Annotated in this window: 20 protein-coding genes and 1 pseudogene; 8 read left to right on the top strand and 13 right to left on the bottom strand. The window is 72.7% G+C overall.

The window, feature by feature from the left end; genetic code table 11:
- Positions 1-134: 134 nt before the first annotated feature.
- Both AB0A65_RS25345 and AB0A65_RS25340 read right to left on the bottom strand, forming a co-directional pair.
- Positions 135-1,214, bottom strand: a complete 1,080-nt coding sequence (locus tag AB0A65_RS25345) for an NADH:flavin oxidoreductase/NADH oxidase (protein ID WP_359955201.1) — start codon at positions 1,212-1,214, stop codon at positions 135-137.
- Positions 1,215-1,321: 107 nt separating this feature from the next.
- Positions 1,322-2,197, bottom strand: a complete 876-nt coding sequence (locus tag AB0A65_RS25340) for an NAD(P)-dependent oxidoreductase (RefSeq protein WP_359955198.1) — start codon at positions 2,195-2,197, stop codon at positions 1,322-1,324.
- Between the two features lie 198 nt (positions 2,198-2,395).
- Between AB0A65_RS25340 and AB0A65_RS25335 the strand changes: the two genes are divergently transcribed.
- Positions 2,396-2,818 carry a MarR family transcriptional regulator gene (locus tag AB0A65_RS25335; RefSeq protein ID WP_359955311.1) on the top strand — a complete coding sequence of 141 codons (423 nt, stop codon included), beginning with the start codon at positions 2,396-2,398 and terminating at the stop codon, positions 2,816-2,818.
- A gap of 452 nt (positions 2,819-3,270) precedes the next feature.
- On the opposite strand, the pseudogene AB0A65_RS25330 reads toward AB0A65_RS25335, so the two are convergent.
- Positions 3,271-3,444, bottom strand: a pseudogene (locus AB0A65_RS25330) (TetR/AcrR family transcriptional regulator); the annotation flags it as partial.
- Positions 3,445-3,485: 41 nt separating this feature from the next.
- Positions 3,486-3,785: a hypothetical protein gene (locus tag AB0A65_RS25325; RefSeq protein ID WP_359955196.1), complete on the bottom strand. Its 300-nt coding sequence runs from the start codon at positions 3,783-3,785 to the stop codon at positions 3,486-3,488.
- A 230-nt stretch (positions 3,786-4,015) separates the two neighbouring features.
- Between AB0A65_RS25325 and AB0A65_RS25320 the strand changes: the two genes are divergently transcribed.
- Positions 4,016-4,264, top strand: a complete 249-nt coding sequence (locus tag AB0A65_RS25320; RefSeq protein ID WP_359955193.1) for a hypothetical protein — start codon at positions 4,016-4,018, stop codon at positions 4,262-4,264.
- 137 nt (positions 4,265-4,401) lie between these two features.
- On the opposite strand, the gene AB0A65_RS25315 is transcribed toward AB0A65_RS25320, so the two are convergent.
- Positions 4,402-5,316, bottom strand: coding sequence for an aminoglycoside phosphotransferase family protein (locus AB0A65_RS25315; RefSeq protein WP_359955190.1), 915 nt, complete (start codon positions 5,314-5,316; stop codon positions 4,402-4,404).
- Positions 5,317-5,410: 94 nt separating this feature from the next.
- A complete protein-coding gene (locus tag AB0A65_RS25310) occupies positions 5,411-6,085 on the bottom strand; it encodes an NAD(P)-binding oxidoreductase (RefSeq protein ID WP_359955188.1) in 675 nt (224 codons plus the stop codon).
- A 97-nt stretch (positions 6,086-6,182) separates the two neighbouring features.
- Between AB0A65_RS25310 and AB0A65_RS25305 the strand changes: the two genes are divergently transcribed.
- Together AB0A65_RS25305 and AB0A65_RS25300 are read left to right on the top strand one after the other, a co-directional pair.
- Positions 6,183-6,962 (top strand): class I SAM-dependent methyltransferase, encoded by a 780-nt coding sequence (locus tag AB0A65_RS25305; RefSeq protein ID WP_359955185.1) that lies wholly within the window; start codon positions 6,183-6,185, stop codon positions 6,960-6,962.
- A gap of 9 nt (positions 6,963-6,971) precedes the next feature.
- Positions 6,972-7,514: an AAA family ATPase gene (locus AB0A65_RS25300; protein WP_359955182.1), complete on the top strand. Its 543-nt coding sequence runs from the start codon at positions 6,972-6,974 to the stop codon at positions 7,512-7,514.
- A 1-nt stretch (position 7,515) separates the two neighbouring features.
- Here AB0A65_RS25300 and AB0A65_RS25295 read toward each other — a convergent pair whose 3' ends face one another.
- The 3 genes from AB0A65_RS25295 to AB0A65_RS25285 form a co-directional block, all read right to left on the bottom strand.
- Positions 7,516-7,749, bottom strand: coding sequence for a DUF1049 domain-containing protein (locus AB0A65_RS25295; RefSeq protein WP_359955180.1), 234 nt, complete (start codon positions 7,747-7,749; stop codon positions 7,516-7,518).
- Between the two features lie 117 nt (positions 7,750-7,866).
- Positions 7,867-9,198: a M14 family zinc carboxypeptidase gene (locus AB0A65_RS25290; protein ID WP_359955177.1), complete on the bottom strand. Its 1,332-nt coding sequence runs from the start codon at positions 9,196-9,198 to the stop codon at positions 7,867-7,869.
- A 144-nt stretch (positions 9,199-9,342) separates the two neighbouring features.
- Positions 9,343-10,161: an HAD family hydrolase gene (locus AB0A65_RS25285; protein ID WP_359955174.1), complete on the bottom strand. Its 819-nt coding sequence runs from the start codon at positions 10,159-10,161 to the stop codon at positions 9,343-9,345.
- Between the two features lie 169 nt (positions 10,162-10,330).
- Between AB0A65_RS25285 and AB0A65_RS25280 the strand changes: the two genes are divergently transcribed.
- The 3 genes from AB0A65_RS25280 (at position 10,331) to AB0A65_RS25270 (ending at position 12,562) form a co-directional block, all read left to right on the top strand.
- Positions 10,331-10,906 (top strand): TetR/AcrR family transcriptional regulator, encoded by a 576-nt coding sequence (locus AB0A65_RS25280; RefSeq protein WP_359955171.1) that lies wholly within the window; start codon positions 10,331-10,333, stop codon positions 10,904-10,906.
- 90 nt (positions 10,907-10,996) lie between these two features.
- Positions 10,997-11,785, top strand: coding sequence for an oxidoreductase (locus tag AB0A65_RS25275; RefSeq protein ID WP_359955168.1), 789 nt, complete (start codon positions 10,997-10,999; stop codon positions 11,783-11,785).
- Between the two features lie 207 nt (positions 11,786-11,992).
- A complete protein-coding gene (locus AB0A65_RS25270) occupies positions 11,993-12,562 on the top strand; it encodes a hypothetical protein (RefSeq protein WP_359955165.1) in 570 nt (189 codons plus the stop codon).
- Between the two features lie 3 nt (positions 12,563-12,565).
- On the opposite strand, the gene AB0A65_RS25265 is transcribed toward AB0A65_RS25270, so the two are convergent.
- The 4 genes from AB0A65_RS25265 to def all read right to left on the bottom strand — a co-directional run bounded on the left by AB0A65_RS25265 (position 12,566) and on the right by def (position 15,603).
- Complete coding sequence (locus AB0A65_RS25265; protein ID WP_359955162.1) at positions 12,566-13,732, bottom strand: NUDIX domain-containing protein; 1,167 nt, start codon at positions 13,730-13,732, stop codon at positions 12,566-12,568.
- Between the two features lie 30 nt (positions 13,733-13,762).
- Positions 13,763-14,299, bottom strand: coding sequence for a tetratricopeptide repeat protein (locus AB0A65_RS25260; protein WP_359955159.1), 537 nt, complete (start codon positions 14,297-14,299; stop codon positions 13,763-13,765).
- Between the two features lie 105 nt (positions 14,300-14,404).
- Complete coding sequence (locus tag AB0A65_RS25255; RefSeq protein WP_359955156.1) at positions 14,405-15,022, bottom strand: class I SAM-dependent methyltransferase; 618 nt, start codon at positions 15,020-15,022, stop codon at positions 14,405-14,407.
- Between the two features lie 32 nt (positions 15,023-15,054).
- A complete protein-coding gene (gene def, locus AB0A65_RS25250; RefSeq protein WP_359955153.1) occupies positions 15,055-15,603 on the bottom strand; it encodes a peptide deformylase in 549 nt (182 codons plus the stop codon).
- Between the two features lie 182 nt (positions 15,604-15,785).
- Here def and AB0A65_RS25245 point away from each other — a divergent pair, with 182 nt between their 5' ends.
- Complete coding sequence (locus tag AB0A65_RS25245) at positions 15,786-16,742, top strand: DUF4349 domain-containing protein (RefSeq protein ID WP_359955150.1); 957 nt, start codon at positions 15,786-15,788, stop codon at positions 16,740-16,742.
- Positions 16,743-16,757: the final 15 nt, after the last annotated feature.

The following is a 16,757-nucleotide window of genomic DNA, read 5'->3' as shown; positions in this document are numbered from 1 at the left end:
ACCGGCCGGTGCGGGTCCGGTACGACCGGGTTGCCGGAAGTGCACCGTTTCGGTCTATTGAGGATCGCCGCAGGTGGACCGTCCCCTGGGGACGCCTGCGGCTCCCGGCGCGGGGCCGGGAGCCGGGGCGGTCGTCAGGAGCGGCCGTACTGGGCGGGCTTGTACGCCTCGTCGCCGAGTTCGGCGGCGGCGTGGCGGGCCCAGTAGGGCTCGCGCAGCATCTCGCGGCCGATGAAGACGGCGTCGGCCTCGCCGTCGGCGAGGATCTTCTCCGCCTGGCGGGCCTCGGTGATGAGGCCGACGGCGCCGGTCGGCAGGCCGGTCTCGCGGCGCACGCGGGCGGCGAACGGGACCTGGTAGCCGGGGCCGGAGGGGATGTCGGCGCGGGGGACGGAGCCGCCGCTGGAGACGTCGAGGAGGTCGATGCCGTGCTCGCGCAGGACGGCGGCGAGGCGGACGGTCTCGTCGGCGGTCCAGCCCTCGGGCTCGATCCAGTCGGTGGCGGAGACGCGGAAGAACACGGGCACGGTCTCGCCGACGACGGCGCGCACGGCGTCGGCGATCTGCACGGGCAGGCGGGTGCGGTTCTCGAAGGACCCGCCGTACTCGTCGTCGCGGCGGTTGGAGACCGGCGAGAGGAACTCGTGGAGGAGGTAGCCGTGGGCGCCGTGGATCTCGACGACCTCGTACCCGGCGTCGAGGGCGCGCTGGGCGGCGGCGGCGAACGCGTCGACGATCCCCTGGACCTCGTCGCGGGTGAGGGCGTGCGGCACGGGCCGGGACTCGCTGAACGCGACGGCGCTGGGCGCGACGGGGGTCCAGCCGCCTTCGTCGGGGGCGAGGGCGCGGCCGCCGTTGAACTCCAGGTCGGAGGTGGCCTTGCGTCCGGCGTGGGCGAGCTGGATGCCGGGGACGGTGCCGTGGGCGCGCATGAGGTCGGTGAGGCGGCGGTGGGCGGGGACCTGGTCGTCGCTCCAGATGCCGAGGTCGCCGATGCTGATGCGGCCTTCGGCGGTGACGGCGGTGGCCTCCACGAGGATGAGCCCGGTGCCGCCGACGGCCCGGGAGCCGTAGTGCTGGACGTGCCAGTCGTTGGGCGCGCCGGTGCCGGGGCCGGTCGTGTCGGCGCTGTACTGGCACATCGGGGCCATCCAGGCGCGGTTGGGGAACACGGTTCCGCGGATGTGGAGCGGCGTGAACAGGTTGCTGGTCATGGTTCCTTCAAGGTGAGTGGCGGTCCGGGGGGCGGGGCCGCCGGTGCGGGCGGCCCCAAGGGTACGTCTGTCCGCTGGGTTTCAGCAGGTCGTCGAGTGTGACGTGGTCATTCGTCGAAGCTCGCGAAGTAGGTCGCGGCCATGTCCTCGTCGCCGTGGCCCTGCTCGGAGGCGCGGCGGAACCGCTCGGCCCCGGCTTCGGCGAGGTCGAGGCGGACGCCGCTGGCTTCGGCGGCGGCGACGATGAGGCGGGTGTCCTTGAGGGCGGTGTCGAGGCCGAAGCTGGCCTGGTCGGTGCTGCCGTCGAGGATGAGCGCGCCCTTGGCGTGGGCGTACCCGGCGTCGAGCGGGCCGCCCTGGATGAGGTCGTAGAAGCCCTGGGGGTCGACGCCGAGGCCCTTGGCGAGGGCGAGGACCTCGCCGATGCCGTGGGTGAGGACGAGGACCCAGCTGTTGGCGACGAGCTTGAGGCGGGAGGCGCTGCCGTCCGATCCGTCGGGGCCGGTCCACACGGTCTTGGCGCCGACGGCGTCGAAGACGGCGTTCGCGACCGGGTCGTCGGCGGGGCCGGCAGCGAGGACGGTGAGCTTCCCGGCCTCGGCGGGGGCCCTGGTGCCGAGGACGGGGGCGTCGAAGAACACGAGGCCGTGCGCCGCGGCGAGGGCGGCGAGCGCGGCGGTGCCGTCGAGTCCCGCGGTGGTGGACTGGATCCAGCGGGCGCCGGGCCGCAGGGCGGGCGCGGCCTGGGCCATGACCTCTTCGACGGCGGGGCCGTCGTAGAGCATGGTGACGATCGCGTCCGCGTCCGCGACGGCCTCTGCGGGGGTATCGGCGACGCCGATCCCGTCGGCGGCGAGGGGCGCGGCCTTGCCGCGGCTGCGGTTCCAGGCGGTGACGCGGTGCCCGGCGCGGGCGAGGTTGCGGGCCATGGCGGCCCCCATGATGCCGGTGCCGAGCACGGCGACGTGCAGCTGTTCGCTCATCGGTTCTCCTTCGGTTCGCGGCGTCGAGTCTGCCGAATCCCGGGGCCGCGGGTGCCCCGTTCCGCCGCCAACAATACTTGCAGACGCGGGCTATTGCAAGCGATGGTATTCGTCGTGTCGGCTATACCGCCGTACGCTAGGATGGGTCGACCGACCCCGCCCCGAGGGAGGAGCACCGTGACCGCTGCCCCGGAGACCATGACCGCACTCGCGCAGCACTGGTGCGCCCTGTCGGTCCTGCACGAGCGCATCGCCGACCGCATCGGGCGGCGGCTGGAGACCGACCACGGCCTCAGCGTGCGCGAGTTCTCGCTGCTCACCGTCCTCGACCGGCAGGCCGAGGGCAGGCACCTCCAGATGCGGCAGGTCGCCGACGCGATCGTACTGAGCCAGAGCGCGACCACGCGCCTGGTGACCCGCATGGAGGACCGCGGACTCCTCGCCCGCACCATCTGCAAGGACGACCGCCGCGGGATCTACACCGACGTCACCGGCGAGGGCCGCGCGCTCCTGGCCGCGGCGACGCCGACCCACGACGCGGCGCTGCGCGAAGCGCTCGACGAGGCCCGCGGGAACCCCGACTTCAAGCCGCTCGTGGAGGCCCTGGAGCGGCTCGGCTGATCGCGTAAACCGTTGGGGCCCTTCACTGAGGCCCAGATCCGGTCCGGCAGGTACCTGAACGCCTCCGAGATGTCGTCGGCCCCGGGCATCCCGATGAGCCAGCGCGTCACCGCCTCGGTCACAGGTCCGATGAGGAGGCAGCCCAGGAGGCCGTCGGGGACGTCCACGATCCGCCCGGCCCGCACGTGCGGCGCGATCCACGCGAGAATCGCCGCGAGCTGCGGCGCGGTCTCGGCGAGCATCGCCTCGGTGGGGCTGACCAGGTGGGCCTGGTAGGGCATCCCGAGCAGGAAGTGGGCCTTGGCGCGGTTCTCGGTGCACCACGTCAGGTGGGCGGTGACGCAGGCGTGGACGCCGGTGCGGGCGGTGCGGCGCGGTTCGACGGCCTCCACGAGCCGGTCGAGCAGTTCGGCGCTGAGCCGCCCGTAGAGCGCGGCGGTGAGGCCGTTGAAGGACCCGAAGTGGTGGTAGAGGCTGCCGACGCTGACGCCGCTGGCGTTGATGACGCCGGTCATCGTGTAGCCCTCGGGGCCGGTGCGGGCGTAGAGGTCGAGGGCGGCGGACAGGAGCCGTTCGACGGTCTCCCGACCCCGGGCCTGCTTGGCGGCGACGTGTTTCACGGGCATGTTCGTGGTGGCCAGGTGCGTGACGGCCGCGGTCGGCGGGGTCAGGACTTCCAGAACTTGGCGGCGATGCGCGCGAGGGCGTCGCGCTGGGGGCGGCTGAGGCCCTTCTCGTGCTTGTGGTTCAGGTAGAGCCCGGGGGGCTCGGAGTCGATGCGGAAGACGTTGCCGATCCACGAGACCGGGCGGTCGCCCTTGAGCTCCCAGAGCTGCACGATGCGCTCGCCGGGGGTGATCGTCATTCTGATGTGGAGTTCGAGGAACTCGATCTCCTCAGTGCGCAGCCAGCCCACGGTCTCGGGGTCGGGATACCCGCTGGGCATCGGGTGCTCAGGTCCGCTCATTCCGGGCCCGCCATTCCATGCATTGATGACAATCCGGTCTCCATCATCGCAGACCACGGTATGCACGCAACTGCCGCACAGAGTGACACCGGGTCTCCAATGCCCAGGATAGTAGGCGGACCCGGCGCACCGGTCGGCGGAAGCGGGTCGGACCGGGCCCGGACGTGACCGGCGACCGGTGGGGCGCGCCCGGAATGTCCGGGCCCCCGCGGGGCCCCGATACTGGGCGGATGAAGCTCAGTCGGGGTGTCTCCGTGTTCCTCCTCGCGTTCGGCGTGTGGTCGCTGATCGTATGGTCGACCTTCGTAAAGAATCTGTTCAAGGACGTCAGCGGCCTCGCCTTCGACGCCGCGGGTGACCCGACGGGCTATTTCTGGGTCCACCTGGTACTGGCCGTGACGTCCTTCGGGCTCGGCGTCGCGATCGGCGCGATCGGCCTGCGGGGGCTCCTGGCGGTCCGCCGCGCCGGCCGCGAGTGAGTCCTGAAGGGACCGTTCGACTCATCCGCGACTCGGCCCGGAGTCGGAAATCCGACCCGGGTCTTTTTCACCCGATCGGGCCGGAAAGCGCTTGATTCCGGTGGCGGACCGCCGGGAGCGGAGCCCGGCGGCCCCCCTCAGGCGTCCTCCAGCTCCCGCATCGCCTTCGACGCGGCGTCCAGCTCGCGCTCGTCCGCGTGGTGGGCGAGGTGGTCGGCGAAGCGCAGCAGCGCCCACGCCTTGACGCGCTCGCTGTCGGCGCCGAGGCCCTCGGCGACCGCGCGGAGCAGGTCCCGGCCGCTGTGCGGGCCGTACATCTCCTGCGTGAACAGGAAGTACCCGCCGTCGAAGGCGCGCTCGGCGAGGTAGGGCTTCGGGTCGATGACGAGCCACGACTCCCGTTCGGCCGACACGATGTTGGTCAGGTGCGTGTCGCGGTTGCCGATGCCGGTCTCGGGCGCGTCGTCCAGGGCGTCGCAGCGGGCGACGGCCTCGCGGAGGCGGTCGTCCCCGAGGCGGCGGCGCACCTCGGCGGTCGGCTCGCCGTAGGCCGCGCGCCAGCCGTCGAGCATCTCGGTGGCGGCGGGCAGGCCCGGGTAGCCCTCGACGGGTTCGTAAGGGCGCCAGAGCCGCCGGTACAGCCCGGTCGCGATCCCGATGCGGCGCCAGGCGGCCGCGGGCGTCTTGTGGCCGAAGAAGCGGGTCGACTTGAGGCGGTTGCCGGGGACGGCCTTCTCCATGAGCATCGCGCCGGTCGCGGGGTCGAAGTCGTACAGCTCGACGGCCCCGTCGCCCCCGTACCGTTGCAGCGCAGTCGGTTCGCCGATGTTCTCGTCGTCGCGGTAGATGACTTTGAGGACGGCCGGGGAGTCGTCGGCGCGGCGCACCGGGACCACGTAGGAGTGCGATCCGCCGTCGTAGGGCGGCCCGTCCATCCGGAGGGACCATGTGCGCTTGAGGCTCCAGACCGTCCTGGGGAGGTCGTCGAGCCATGCGCGGCCCGACTCGCCGTGCCAGTTGAGGACGTCGCGGCGGACAGAGGAAGGAACCACACCAAATCGCATCGGTACAGTATCGAGCACTCGGATTCGCCGACGCAATCCGCATATGCGTTTGCTGCGGGAAATCAGACCACTGCGGACGGTGTCAGGACGCGAAGGCGGACACGGCGTCCGGCACGGCGTCCTCGCCGCCCCGGAGTTCGAGCACCCGCCGCGTCACCGCGGGGGTCCGGAGGATCTCCGCGAGCACCGCGGCCACGTCCGCGCGCGTCACCTCGCCGCGCCCCGCGGGCGGGTCGGCGAGCAGCACCGCGCCGGTGGGCGCGTCGTTGGTGAGCGCCCCGGGCCGCACGATGACCCACTCCAGGTCGCGCGCTTTGAGGTCGTCCTCGGCGGCGGTCTTCGCCTCGATGTAGGCGGCCCACACCTCGTCGCGGGCCGGATCGGGCGTCGTCCCCGCGCCCATGGTGGAGATCTGGAGGAACCGGCGCACCCCCGCGGCCACCGCGGCGTCTGCAAGGAGCACCGACGCGGCCCGGTCCACGGACTCCTTCCGCTCGGCCCCGCTGCCGGGCCCGGCGCCCGCGGCGAACACGACCGCGTCCACGGAGCCGTCGGTCTCGGAGGCCAGGAGCCCCGCGAGGTGTTCGGCGTCGGCCTGTTCGAGGTCGATGACGATCGGCCGCCCGCCGATCGCCGCGATGTCCTCGGCCTGTTCAGGTTTGCGGATCAGCCCCGTGACGGAGTGTCCTTCTGCGGCCAGGATCTCGGTGAGGAGCAGCGCGATCTGCCCGTGCCCTCCGGCGATGACGACATGCATACGGCCCACCCTAACCCGCCCCGCCGCGGCGCGCAGCGGTTGCACCGCCCGGATCCCCGCGGTAGCCTCGTCCGCTCCACTCGCGAAGGGACACTGCATGGTCGTCGATGTCGAGCGCACGATGGAGAACTACCGCGACGCCGGGAACCTGAAGACCCGGGTCGGCCTGTTCCGGTTCCGGCGGGACGACTTCGACCCCGTCGAGTTCGCGGCCGGGCTCCTCCCCCGGGATCTGGGGCTCATCCTCGACGTCGGCGCCGGGTACGGCCGGTACACCCGCCGCCTGCGCGCGGACCGCCCCGAGGCGACCGTGGTCGCGGTCGACAAGGCCCCGGGGATGCTCGCCGAGGTGCCCGAACCGGCGATGACCGCCGACGCGCAGGCGATCCCGTACCCCGACGGCGGCGTCGACGGGCTGCTGGCGCTCCACATGCTTTACCACGTGCCCGATGTCGCCGCGGCCGTGGCGGAGTTCCGCCGCGTGCTCCAGACCGGCGGCACCCTCCTCGTCGCCACCAACGCCGCCGACGACATGGACGCCCTGTACGTCTTGTGGCGCAAGGCCATCGCGACCCTGCCCGAAGCCGACCGCTACGACCCCCGCGGCCCCCTGCCGCACTTCGACTCCGCGAACGCCCCGGCACTCCTCAAGGCCCGCTTCGACACCGTCGAGGTCTTCGCCGACACCGGCCCCGTCTCAGTGCCCGAGCCGGAGCCGCTCATCGCGTACCTGCGCTCCGCGCGATCGCTCATGGACTGCACCGACGCGGTCTACGAGGCGTCGATGCTCGCGGCCGAGCGGCTGCTCGCCGAGCACTTCGCGTCCCACACGACGTTCGACTTCACGAAGCGGCTCGTCTTCTACCGCTGCCGCTAAAGTGGCCCGATGCCACGCCTGATCCTGCTCAACGGCGCCCCCGCGGTCGGGAAGTCGACCCTCGCAAGGCGCTACGCCGCGGACCGGCCGCTGACGCTCGTGCTCGACCTGGACCACGTGCGCCGGATGCTCGGGCGCTGGCGGGACGACCCGGGGGCGGCGGGGGTGCGGGCGCGGTCGCTCGCGGTCGCGGCGGCGCGGGAGCACCTCGCGGCCGGGTACGACGTGGTGGTGCCGCAGCTGGTGGGGCGGGTCGAGTTCATCGAGCGGCTCGCGGCCACGGCCGCGGAGTCGGGCGCCGAATTCGCCGAGGTGTACCTCCGCGACGACGCCGACCGGCTCGTGCGCCGGTTCGCCGAGCGCGCTGAGGTCGCCGCGGACCCGGTCCACGTCGAGGCGGCGGAGACTCATGCGGGCGGCGAGGACGGGCTGCGGGCGTACCACGCGCGCATGGAGGCGCTGGTCAGCGAACGGCCGCAGGCGGTCGCGGTGGAGAGCGTCCCCGGGGACGTCGAGGCGACGTACCGGGGGCTGCTGGCGGCGCTCGGGTAGGTCAGGCGTTCTTCTTCGCGGAGCGGCGGCGCAGGAGGGCGCCGACGGCCCAGCCCGCGATGAAGATGACGGTGAACATGATCCACATGGGGGTCTCGACCCGCACGAGCCACAGCTTGATGCCGACGGTCTCGGTGTTGGCGAGGATGAACCAGACGGCCAGCGCGATGATGACGACCGCCGTGATGAGGCGGCGCAGACCCCTGCCGCTCTTGGCTTCACCTGTGTCGGCCATCGCCCGCTCCTCGCCTAGTGCCCGTGTTCCGGTCAGTATGGGCGGGTCGGCGGGGCGCGGCGGCGGTTCGGGGAAATCGGGGCGTCCCGGCGGGCGCGGGCCCGCCGGGACGCGTGTCTAACCGGCGTAGGGTGCGGCGGCGGCCTGGGCCGCGGTCATGATGGCGCCCTCGTTCTCGGGCCAGAGGGTGTCCTCGACGCACGAGAACGCGGGGAAGAACCCGCCGCAGTTCCCGAAGTCGGGGCCGACCTCGAAGGTGAACGAGGCGACGCCGAGTTCGCCGTAGGCCATGTCGTCGGTGGTGCCGCTGGTGCTGTAGCCGACGGTATCGTCGTTGGTGCCGACGAAGTAGCCGTTCGATTCGGCCATGTCGGCGCCGAGGGCGCGCAGTGCCGCGTCGTTCGGCGCGGCGTCGGAGGTGAAGCCCCACGGGACGATGATGTACTCGCCGTAGGAGTGGAGCGTCAGGAACACGTCGCGGGCGTCGTCGGGGGCCGGGTCGTCCTGGCCCTCGCCGCGCTGGTCGGGGTGGAGGGCGCGGAGCCAGTCCTCGACGGCCTGGGTCTCGGGCTCGGAGGCGCCGGAGGCGCCCTGGTAGGTCTCGGCGCACGGGTTGGACGAGTCGCCGCCCCACTCGAACGAGGAGTTGCGGTTGAGGTCGATGCCGGCGCTGCTCCCGCAGTTGCCCGCGGAGTCGTTGACGTTCTTGCGCTGGAGGACCGGGTCGTCGCCGCCGGAGGAGACGACGTCGACGCCGTCGGGGTTGACGACCGGGACGACCCACACTTCGGTGGTGTCGAGGAGGTCGGTGACCTCGGCGTCGGTGCCGTAGCCCGCGACGAGCTTGTCGATCCAGCGGAGGGCGATCTCGCCGGTGGCGATCTCGCGGGCGTGGATCTGGGCGATCAGGGAGAAGCGGGGCTTCGCGGAGTCGGGGTCCTGCTCGCAGTCGCCGTCGGCGATGGCGGTGACGCAGATGGCGTAGATGTCGTGGCCGCCGTCGTTCTGGGTCTTGAGCCAGGAGTCGCCGATGTCGTGGAGGCGGGTGAGCGACGGGTTGGCGTCGGCCACGTCCTGGAGGTGGGTCTCGATGGCGTCGACGGTGCGGTAGCCGCCGTAGTAGGTGCCGTCCTGCTGGGAGGTGGCGCCGAGCTCCTTGTAGACGGTGTCGTGGAACTCAGGGGAGTGGCCGAGGGCGCGGAGGTCGTCGGCGACGGTCTCGTCGCCGATGATCTGGGCCTCGCCGCCGTGTTCGGCGGCGACGTCGAAGCCGAGGGTCTCGAGTTCGGCGACGTCGGCGGCGGTGAGGCCGTCCACGGTCCAGGTGACGGGTTCGGTGGAGGCGGACGGACCGGCGGGGTCGGCCTGCGCGGTGTACGCGGCGCCGGTGGCCGCCGCGGCGACCCCCAGGGCGACGCCGGCCGCGGCGAGCCTTCGCTTCATGTGCATGTGTCCGTTCCTTTCTCGGCCCGGCGATCGTGACGCCGCGCCGAAGGGGAGGCCAAAGGGAGTCTAATCATACAATTGACCGACAAGTCCCGATACTTCCGACAATTTCGGACACAGTGGATTCGGTTGTGGACGTTGGGTTCTCTAAGCGGCCGCGGCGGTGTCACCTGCGAGGAGGGCTTCGATGACCTGTGCGACGCCGTCCTGGGCGCTGGTGGCGGTGCGGTCGGTGGCGGCCTCGACGGCCTCGGGGTGGGCGTCGCCCATGGCGTAGGAGCGCCCAGCCCAGGCGAGCATCGGCACGTCGTTCGGCATGTCGCCGAAGGCGACCACCTCGTCGGGGCCGATGCGGCGCTCCTTGCACCAGGAGGCGAGGCCGAACGCCTTGTCGGCGCCGCGGGCGTTGAAGTCGAGCATCCCGAAGTCGCCCCAGTGGCACATCGACAGGCCGCCGAGGTCGGCGGTGGCGACGACGGCGGCCATCTCCTCGCCGGTGCGCTCGGCGCAGTAGACCTTGAGCTTCACGGCCCGCTTGGCGCGCTTGAAGACCGCGTCGACGGTGGCGGCGAAGTCCCAGTTCGTGGAGCCCACGAGCGGGCGGTACGCCTCCTCGCCGATGATGCCGGTGCCGGTCTCGACGGCGAAGACGGCGTCGGGGAGGCGCTCGGCGACGGCGGCGGCGACGCGGCGGGCGGCGCCGAGGCGGATCGAGCGCAGCACGCGGATGCGGCCGGTCGCGGGGGCGTAGTCGATGGCGCCGTTGGCGCAGATCGCGCCGTCGATGAGCGGCAGGAGGTCGGTGAGCACGTCGACGCCGTAGGGGGTGCGGGCGGTGACGGCGACGATCGCGAGGCCCTCGGCGCGGGCGGCCGCGAGGGCGTCGCGTGTCCGCTCGGAGAGCAGGCCGCCGGGGGCGAGCAGCGTACCGTCCAGATCGGAGGCGATGGCTAGGGGTTTGAGCACCGCTCTAGTATCGCCCGGCGTGGCAAACGCGGCAACCGGCGCGTCGGGGAGCCGACACCCGGCGTTCAGCGGATCGGAATCCCTTGGGAGCCAACACGTTACAGATATATGGTGATCGGGGACACGATATTGTTGACCCTCGGGTCAAGAACGGGTTAGGCTTCTCGGCATGGGCAGGCCGAAGGAATTCCAGCCGGACGCGGTCGTCGCGCAGGCGATGGAGGCGTTCTGGACGAGCGGGTACGCGGGGACCTCCCCCGCCGACCTCGCGGAGGCCACCGGCGTGGGCAAGGGCAGCCTCTACCACGCGTTCGGGTCCAAGCGCGAGCTGTTCGGGAAGGCGCTCGACCTGTACGGCCGCGGCGGCTCCGAGCTGACCGAGGCGTACCTGGACGAGCCGGGGACCGCCAAGGAGCGCATCCGGGCCTACCTGGAGTTCCTGGTCGACACCGACCTGGACGCCCCGGTGCGGCGCGGCTGCCTCGCGGCGAACACCGCGCTGGAGCTGGGCGGCCGCGACCCCGAGGCCACCGAGGCCGTGCGGCGCATGACCGACCGCACCATCGAGCTGCTGACGCGGCGGCTGGAGCGGGGCCAGCGCGACGGCGACGTCGCACCGGAGGTGGACGCGCGCTCGCAGGCGCTGCTCCTCATGAACACGATCGTCGGGCTCCGCGTCATGGCCCGGACCCACGACGGCCCCGTGCTGCACGGGATCATCGAGTCCGCCTTGGCGGGCTTCTAGCCCGGACCGCGCCCTCGCGAGAGGGCGTTTTTCTCACCCTGATTTTTGACCTCAAGTTCAAGAATATGAACCCTTACGAAAGGCACCACCATGGAACTGGGACTCAACGGCAAGACCGCCCTCGTCACCGGGGCGAGCCGGGGCATCGGCCTCGCCGTCGCCGAAGCCCTTGCGGCTGAAGGCGTCCGCGTCGTGGGCGCGGCCCGCACCGTCACCCCCGAACTGGAGAAGGCCGCGGCCGCGACGATCGCGGCGGACCTGTCGACCCGCGAGGGGGCCGAGGGGATCGTGGCCGAGGCCGTGCGGGCCGTCGGCGGGATCGACTTCCTGGTCAACAACGTGGGCGGCGGCGACGCCGACCGCATGGTCATCGGCGGGTTCCTCGACATCCCCGACGAGCAGTGGGCGGAGGTGTTCGGGCTCAACCTGTTCAGCGCGGTGCGCACGACGCGCGCGGCGCTGCCGGGGATCATCGAGCGGCGCGGGGCGATCGTGAACGTCTCGTCGGTGAACGGGCGCGTGCCCTCGGGCGCGCCGGTCGCCTACGCCGAGGCGAAGTCCGCGCTGACGATGTTCTCGAAGCGGCTCAGCGAGGAGGTCGCGCCGCTGGGCGTCCGGGTGAACACCGTGTCCCCCGGCGTCATCGGGTCGCCGCTGTGGCGCGACGAGGAGCGGTTCGGCGGCAAGGTGGCCGAGGCGTTCGGCGTCGCGCACGCGGACCTGCTGGCGGGCATCCCGTCGCAGTTCGGGATCGCGTCGGGCCGCATCGGCGAGCCCGAGGAGGTCGCCGACCTGGTGGCGTTCCTGCTCTCCGACCGGGCCGCGAACATCCACGGCGCCGACCACGTGATCGACGGCGGGACCCTCAAGGCCGCCTAGCCGGGTGCGGGCGCGGTCACGGCCGCGCCCGCCTCCGGGCGGGGTCCCGCACCGGGTGTGCGAGAAAGGGACTGTCGGACCGCTGTGTCACGGTTGCATCACGGGTGCAACCGCGGCACATGCGCGGTCGTCGGAACACCGGCGACCGTCCCGGTTCGCGCCGCCGTCCTACGGTGGACGGACAACACCCCGTCGAAGGAGCCCGTCATGACGTACAACCCGCCCCCGCACTACAGCTTCGGCGACGCCGGCGAGCCCCAGCAGCCGCAGAGCGCCCCGCCCGGGTACTCGCAGCCGCAGAGCGCCCCGCCGGCCTACTCCCCCGTCCCGCAGCCCGCCCCCACCGGGTACGTGCCCACCCAGCCGATGCAGCCGGGCATGCAACCCGGTCTGTCACAGCCGCTCACGCAGCCCGTGCTCATGGCGGGGCCGCCGCCGCAGCGGCGCTCGCCGATGGTCCCGGTCCTGGCCGTGCTGACCGTCATCGGGTTCGCGGGCGCGGCCCTGTCGCTGGCGCTGTGGCTGCGCACCAGCGGCGACCTCGACGACATGCGCACGCAGCTCGACGACCGCGAGGGCGAGATCGCGCAGCTCCAGGAGGACCTGGAGGCCGCGGAGACGCAGGTCGGCGAGCTCGAAGTGCAGGCCGCGGACGCGGAGTCGATGCGCGCGTGCCTGGACGACCTCAACTTGTTCTACGCGACCGAGGAGGGGTCGGACGAGGAGGCGCAGGCCCAACTGGCGGTCCAGGAGTCGTGCACGACCTGGCTCTGGTAGCGCTCAGCGCTCGCCGCGGTGGCGGGCGAACGCCGCGGGGATGCGGAGTTCATGGCCCCGGAACAGGTCCATGGCTCCGGCCTCCTCGCGGGTGATCCAGCGGGCCTCCGAGGCTTCGAGCTCGGCGAGGCGCAGCGGCTGCTCCGGGTCGAGGGCGCTCGCGGTGAAGCTCATGATCATCGGCATGCGGTCGTCGCCGAGCTTGGTGTCCCGCTTGTCGAACGCCCACGACAGGCCCGTCAGCTCCACGTCGAGCCCGGTCTCCTCGGACGCCTCGCGGACCGCCGCGAGGCCCACCGGCTCGCCGACCTCGGCGGCCCCGCCGGGGACGGCCCACTGGCCGGTGTCGGTGCGGCGGATGACGAGCAGGCGCCCGGACTCGTCGAAGACCGCCGCGTCGGCGCCGGTCGAGACGCAGTCGGCGGCGAGATCGCCGCAGTCGATCCGCGGGTAGTCGACGTCGGCGGCCACGGCCGACTCGCACAGCGACAGGACGCGCTGCTGCCGTTCGCGCTCATAGAAGTTCACGGTCTCGGCCAGCGACTCCTTGGCGAGCGCGGCGACCGCGTCGAGGAGCTGGCTCACGACCGGGCCGACCGCGAGCGGCCCGTGTTCGGGCTCCTGCGCGGAGGCCGAGGGGTTCAGGCTCGGCACGTCCCCTTCGAGGTCGGGCTCTGACGGTTCGAGGAGCGCCGCGGCGGCGGGCGCGTCGAGGTGGGTCTCCATCTCGTAGACCAGCAGGAACGTGTGCGGACACGGCAGGCCCGCGAGGTCGGTGTCCGCGATGGCGACCGGCTCGGCGGGGACGCGGGTGCGCAGGGCCGCGGCGACGGTCTCCAGGCGCTGGCCGAGCGTCCCGGAGGTGCGGCTGAGGCGGCGGCGCCGCACGAGGCGCGTGCCGTCGGCGCAGTCGATGCGCAGCTCGGTGCCGGGCATGGGGGTCCGCAGGCCCGTGTCGGCCCCGTAGACCGCGAGGACCTCCTCGTACGGCCGGTGGTCGATCTGCGCGAGGAGCGCGGCGGCGAGCTCGCGCAGGCGCCGCAGCCGGGCCTCCTCGTCGGGTCCGGCGCCCCAGAACAGGCCGTTCGCGGCCTCGGCGCGGAAGATCCCCGAGAGGCGGGCGAGGCCGTTGGCGGCCTTCAGGTTCGCGTCTGCGGTGTCGGCGGGCATGGTGCTCCTTCGCATCGGTTCGCGGCGCGGTCAGATCGTACGCTGCCCGACGGCCGCGCGGGCGAGGCTCAGCGCGTCCTGTGTCGAGGCGATCAGCGCGGGGTCGCCGAGCCGCTCGCGGATCTGGAGGACCTCGGTGAGGACGTCCACGGCGAGGTGCGCGCGGCGGGCGTCGATGAGGTGCTTGCCGTAGTGCTGGAGCGTGAAGTGGACGAGCTCGGGGCACCTGGTGCGCGCGAGCTCGATGGCGCGGCGGTAGACCGGCTCGGCGGCGTCGAGCGAGCCGGGGTAGCGGTGGGCGTCGCCGAGGTTGACGAGCGCGGCGACCTCCTGGTTCGGGGTCTCGGCGCGCTCCACGGCGGCGGCGAGCACCCGCTGCGCGGCCGCGTAGTCCCCGAGGGCGACGAGCCCGACCCCGGCGAGCCGCAGCTCCGGCTGCGGCAGCCGCGGCTCCCTGGCCAGCTCGAAGTGCACGAGCCGCCGGAGCTTCTCCGGCTCGGTCGCGTACATCCGCCCGTCCTTGCCGGTCGCGACGAGCTCCGCGATCTGATGGCGCTCAGCTGACAATGCGCATTCCCCCTTCCGATCCTCGGCGCCGCACCCGGGCGGCCTGAGCCGAGGATAGAACCGCACCGGCCCCCTTGCCCAGGCCCGTTCGCGTGCCCTTGCCGCTCAGCGCTTGCGGAGGACGAGCCCCTGGTACTGGCCGATGTGCCGGTCGATCGGCAGGTAGGCGGCCTCCACGAGGGTGAAGCGCGCCTTCGCGAGCCGCTCGATCGCCTCGTCGGTGAAGAACGAGAAGTACCGCTTCGGCTCGTACGCGTCGCCGTCCCACACGCCTTCGGAGTCGCGCCCGCCGTACTGTCCCCAGTAGAACACGCCGCCGGGGGCGAGGACGCGGTCGATGCCGTCGAGGACGCCGGGCAGGTCGGCCTTGGGGACGTGGAGCAGGCAGTTCATGCCGAACACGGCGTCGAAGGCGGCGTCGGGGAAGTCGAGGCGCGCGAAGTCCATGACGCGGGCGTCGAGGCCCTTGGCGCGGCAGTGGGCCACCAGCGCGGGCGAGAGGTCGGTGCAGGTGACCGCGAAGCCCTCGTCGGCGAAGGCCCGGCCGCTGACGCCGTGGCCCGCGCCGATCTCCAGGAGGGTCGCGGCTCCCGCCTCGCGCAGGTGGGCGGCGAAGCGCTCGCGCTCGGCGCGCTTCCAGGGGGCGTCGTCCATGGCCGCGCGGTCGTCGGCGTCGGCGTCGTAGGCCGCGCGCAGGTCGGCCTTCACTTCCTCGTATCGCATGGGACCGATGGTGCCCGAGGGGTGCGACGGGGTCAGCGGAGGCCCGCCTCGGCGAGGAGGCGCTTGCGGGTCTTGGCGGGGAGGCGGTCGACGTAGACGGTGCCGTCGAGGTGGTCGGACTCGTGCTGGAGGCAGCGCGCAAGGGTGCCGGTGCCGTCGATGCGGAGGGGATTCCCGGCGGGGTCGAAGCCCTCGACGGTCGCGGTGGAGGCGCGGGGCGTGTCGGTGTAGGGGCCGGGGACCGAGAGGCAGCCCTCCTCGCCGAGCATGAGGTCGCGGGGCGGCGGGGGCAGGATGAGGACGGGGTTGACGACCGCGGCGACGGTGCGCTCGCCGTCGGCGTCCTCGCAGTCGAGGACGAACACGCGCGCGTCGACGCCGATCTGGTTGGCGGCCAGGCCCACGCCGTTGGCGGCGTACATGCTCGCGAACATGTCCTCGACCAGGGACGCCAGCGCGTCGTCGAACGCCTCGACGGGCTTGCACGCGCGGTGGAGCACCGGGTCGCCGTAGTGGACGATCGGCCGGGGGGTGCCGGTGTCGCCCGGGTTGGGTCCGGTGGTCGGGTCGCTGGCGGTCAATGGGGCTCCTCGGTTCGATCGCGGTTCTTATTGCAAGAATATGGCAACAGTATCCGGAGCGATGTCGGATCCCTCCCGACCGATAGCGGTTCGTTCCCGGACCGTGACGCACCGCGAGGATCGTTGGAAGCGGCGGCGGATCCCTGGCCGCCACCCCTCCTTTCCCCCTTGCGAGGCAGCACATGCGCACGTTCAGGATATCCATTGTGGCCGCCGCGGCGGCGCTGCTCCTCCTCGGCTGCTCGGCCCCGGGCGATCCGGACGGCGGGTCGGACGCGGCCGAGCCGGAGGCCGCCGACCAGGGCGCCGTCGATGACGGTGCCGTTGACGGCGGCACGGTCGGGGACGGCGCCGGCATCGCCGATCCGCAGGTCAGCGCCGGGGACCGGGCCGTGGTGTACGAGTCGGCGCTCGAAGTCGCCGACCCCGATCCGGACCGGGTGGCCGAGGAGGTGTGGGACCTCGCGGAGTCGTTCGGCGGGTATGTGACGGCCGACGAGCGGGACCTCACCGCGACCGACGACGGGGTGGTCGGGAGCGCACGGCTGACGATGCGCATCCCGTCCGAGCACTTCCAGGACGCCATGGACGGGCTCACCGCACTCGCGGAGCGGGAGGTGAACCGGTCGGTGACCACAGAGGACGTGACCGAGGCGGTGGTGGACCTGGAGTCGTACATCGCGACCAAGAGCGCCAGCGTGGAGCGCGTGCGGGAGCTGCTCGCCGACGCCGAGTCGGTGACCGCGATCCTGGACCTGGAGTCCGAGCTGGCCACGCGGGAGGGCGAACTCGCCTCGCTCCAGCAGCAGCTCGCGGACCTGGAGGAGCGGGTCGCCCTGTCCACCATCGACTTCACGGTGACCGCGCCGCAGGCGCACCGCTCGGACCCGGGCTACACCGGGCCGGACTCGTTCTGGGACGGCCTGGTCGTGGGCTTCAAGGGCGCGCTGGGCCTGCTCGTGGGGCTGTCGGTGGCGGTCGGCGTGGTCCTGCCGTTCCTGCCGCTGGTCGCGCTCGGGTTCGCGGCGGTCCTGGTGCCGCTGCGGTGGCGGGCCAAGCGGCGCAAGGCGACGGCGCAGGCGGCGCCGGTCGCGGCACATGCGGCGCCCCTGCCGCCCGCGCCCCCGGTGCGAACCTGAGACGCGCCCGAAACG

Origin of the sequence: Glycomyces sp. NPDC047010 (assembly GCF_040644205.1) — a bacterium.
Classification (GTDB): domain Bacteria; phylum Actinomycetota; class Actinomycetes; order Mycobacteriales; family Micromonosporaceae; genus Glycomyces.
The sequence above is the reverse complement of the archived record's forward strand: the minus strand, read 5'-3'. Positions and strand labels throughout refer to the sequence as shown.

Coding starts and splice junctions, on each gene's coding strand:
- AB0A65_RS25345 (WP_359955201.1), bottom strand. CDS start 1,214: ATGACCAGCAACCTGTTCACGCCGCTCCACATCCGCGGAACCGTGTTC.
- AB0A65_RS25340 (WP_359955198.1), bottom strand. CDS start 2,197: ATGAGCGAACAGCTGCACGTCGCCGTGCTCGGCACCGGCATCATGGGG.
- AB0A65_RS25335 (WP_359955311.1), top strand. CDS start 2,396: ATGACCGCACTCGCGCAGCACTGGTGCGCCCTGTCGGTCCTGCACGAG.
- AB0A65_RS25325 (WP_359955196.1), bottom strand. CDS start 3,785: ATGAGCGGACCTGAGCACCCGATGCCCAGCGGGTATCCCGACCCCGAG.
- AB0A65_RS25320 (WP_359955193.1), top strand. CDS start 4,016: ATGAAGCTCAGTCGGGGTGTCTCCGTGTTCCTCCTCGCGTTCGGCGTG.
- AB0A65_RS25310 (WP_359955188.1), bottom strand. CDS start 6,085: ATGCATGTCGTCATCGCCGGAGGGCACGGGCAGATCGCGCTGCTCCTC.
- AB0A65_RS25305 (WP_359955185.1), top strand. CDS start 6,183: ATGGTCGTCGATGTCGAGCGCACGATGGAGAACTACCGCGACGCCGGG.
- AB0A65_RS25300 (WP_359955182.1), top strand. CDS start 6,972: ATGCCACGCCTGATCCTGCTCAACGGCGCCCCCGCGGTCGGGAAGTCG.
- AB0A65_RS25295 (WP_359955180.1), bottom strand. CDS start 7,749: ATGGCCGACACAGGTGAAGCCAAGAGCGGCAGGGGTCTGCGCCGCCTC.
- AB0A65_RS25290 (WP_359955177.1), bottom strand. CDS start 9,198: ATGCACATGAAGCGAAGGCTCGCCGCGGCCGGCGTCGCCCTGGGGGTC.
- AB0A65_RS25280 (WP_359955171.1), top strand. CDS start 10,331: ATGGGCAGGCCGAAGGAATTCCAGCCGGACGCGGTCGTCGCGCAGGCG.
- AB0A65_RS25275 (WP_359955168.1), top strand. CDS start 10,997: ATGGAACTGGGACTCAACGGCAAGACCGCCCTCGTCACCGGGGCGAGC.
- AB0A65_RS25270 (WP_359955165.1), top strand. CDS start 11,993: ATGACGTACAACCCGCCCCCGCACTACAGCTTCGGCGACGCCGGCGAG.
- AB0A65_RS25265 (WP_359955162.1), bottom strand. CDS start 13,732: ATGCCCGCCGACACCGCAGACGCGAACCTGAAGGCCGCCAACGGCCTC.
- AB0A65_RS25255 (WP_359955156.1), bottom strand. CDS start 15,022: ATGCGATACGAGGAAGTGAAGGCCGACCTGCGCGCGGCCTACGACGCC.
- AB0A65_RS25245 (WP_359955150.1), top strand. CDS start 15,786: ATGCGCACGTTCAGGATATCCATTGTGGCCGCCGCGGCGGCGCTGCTC.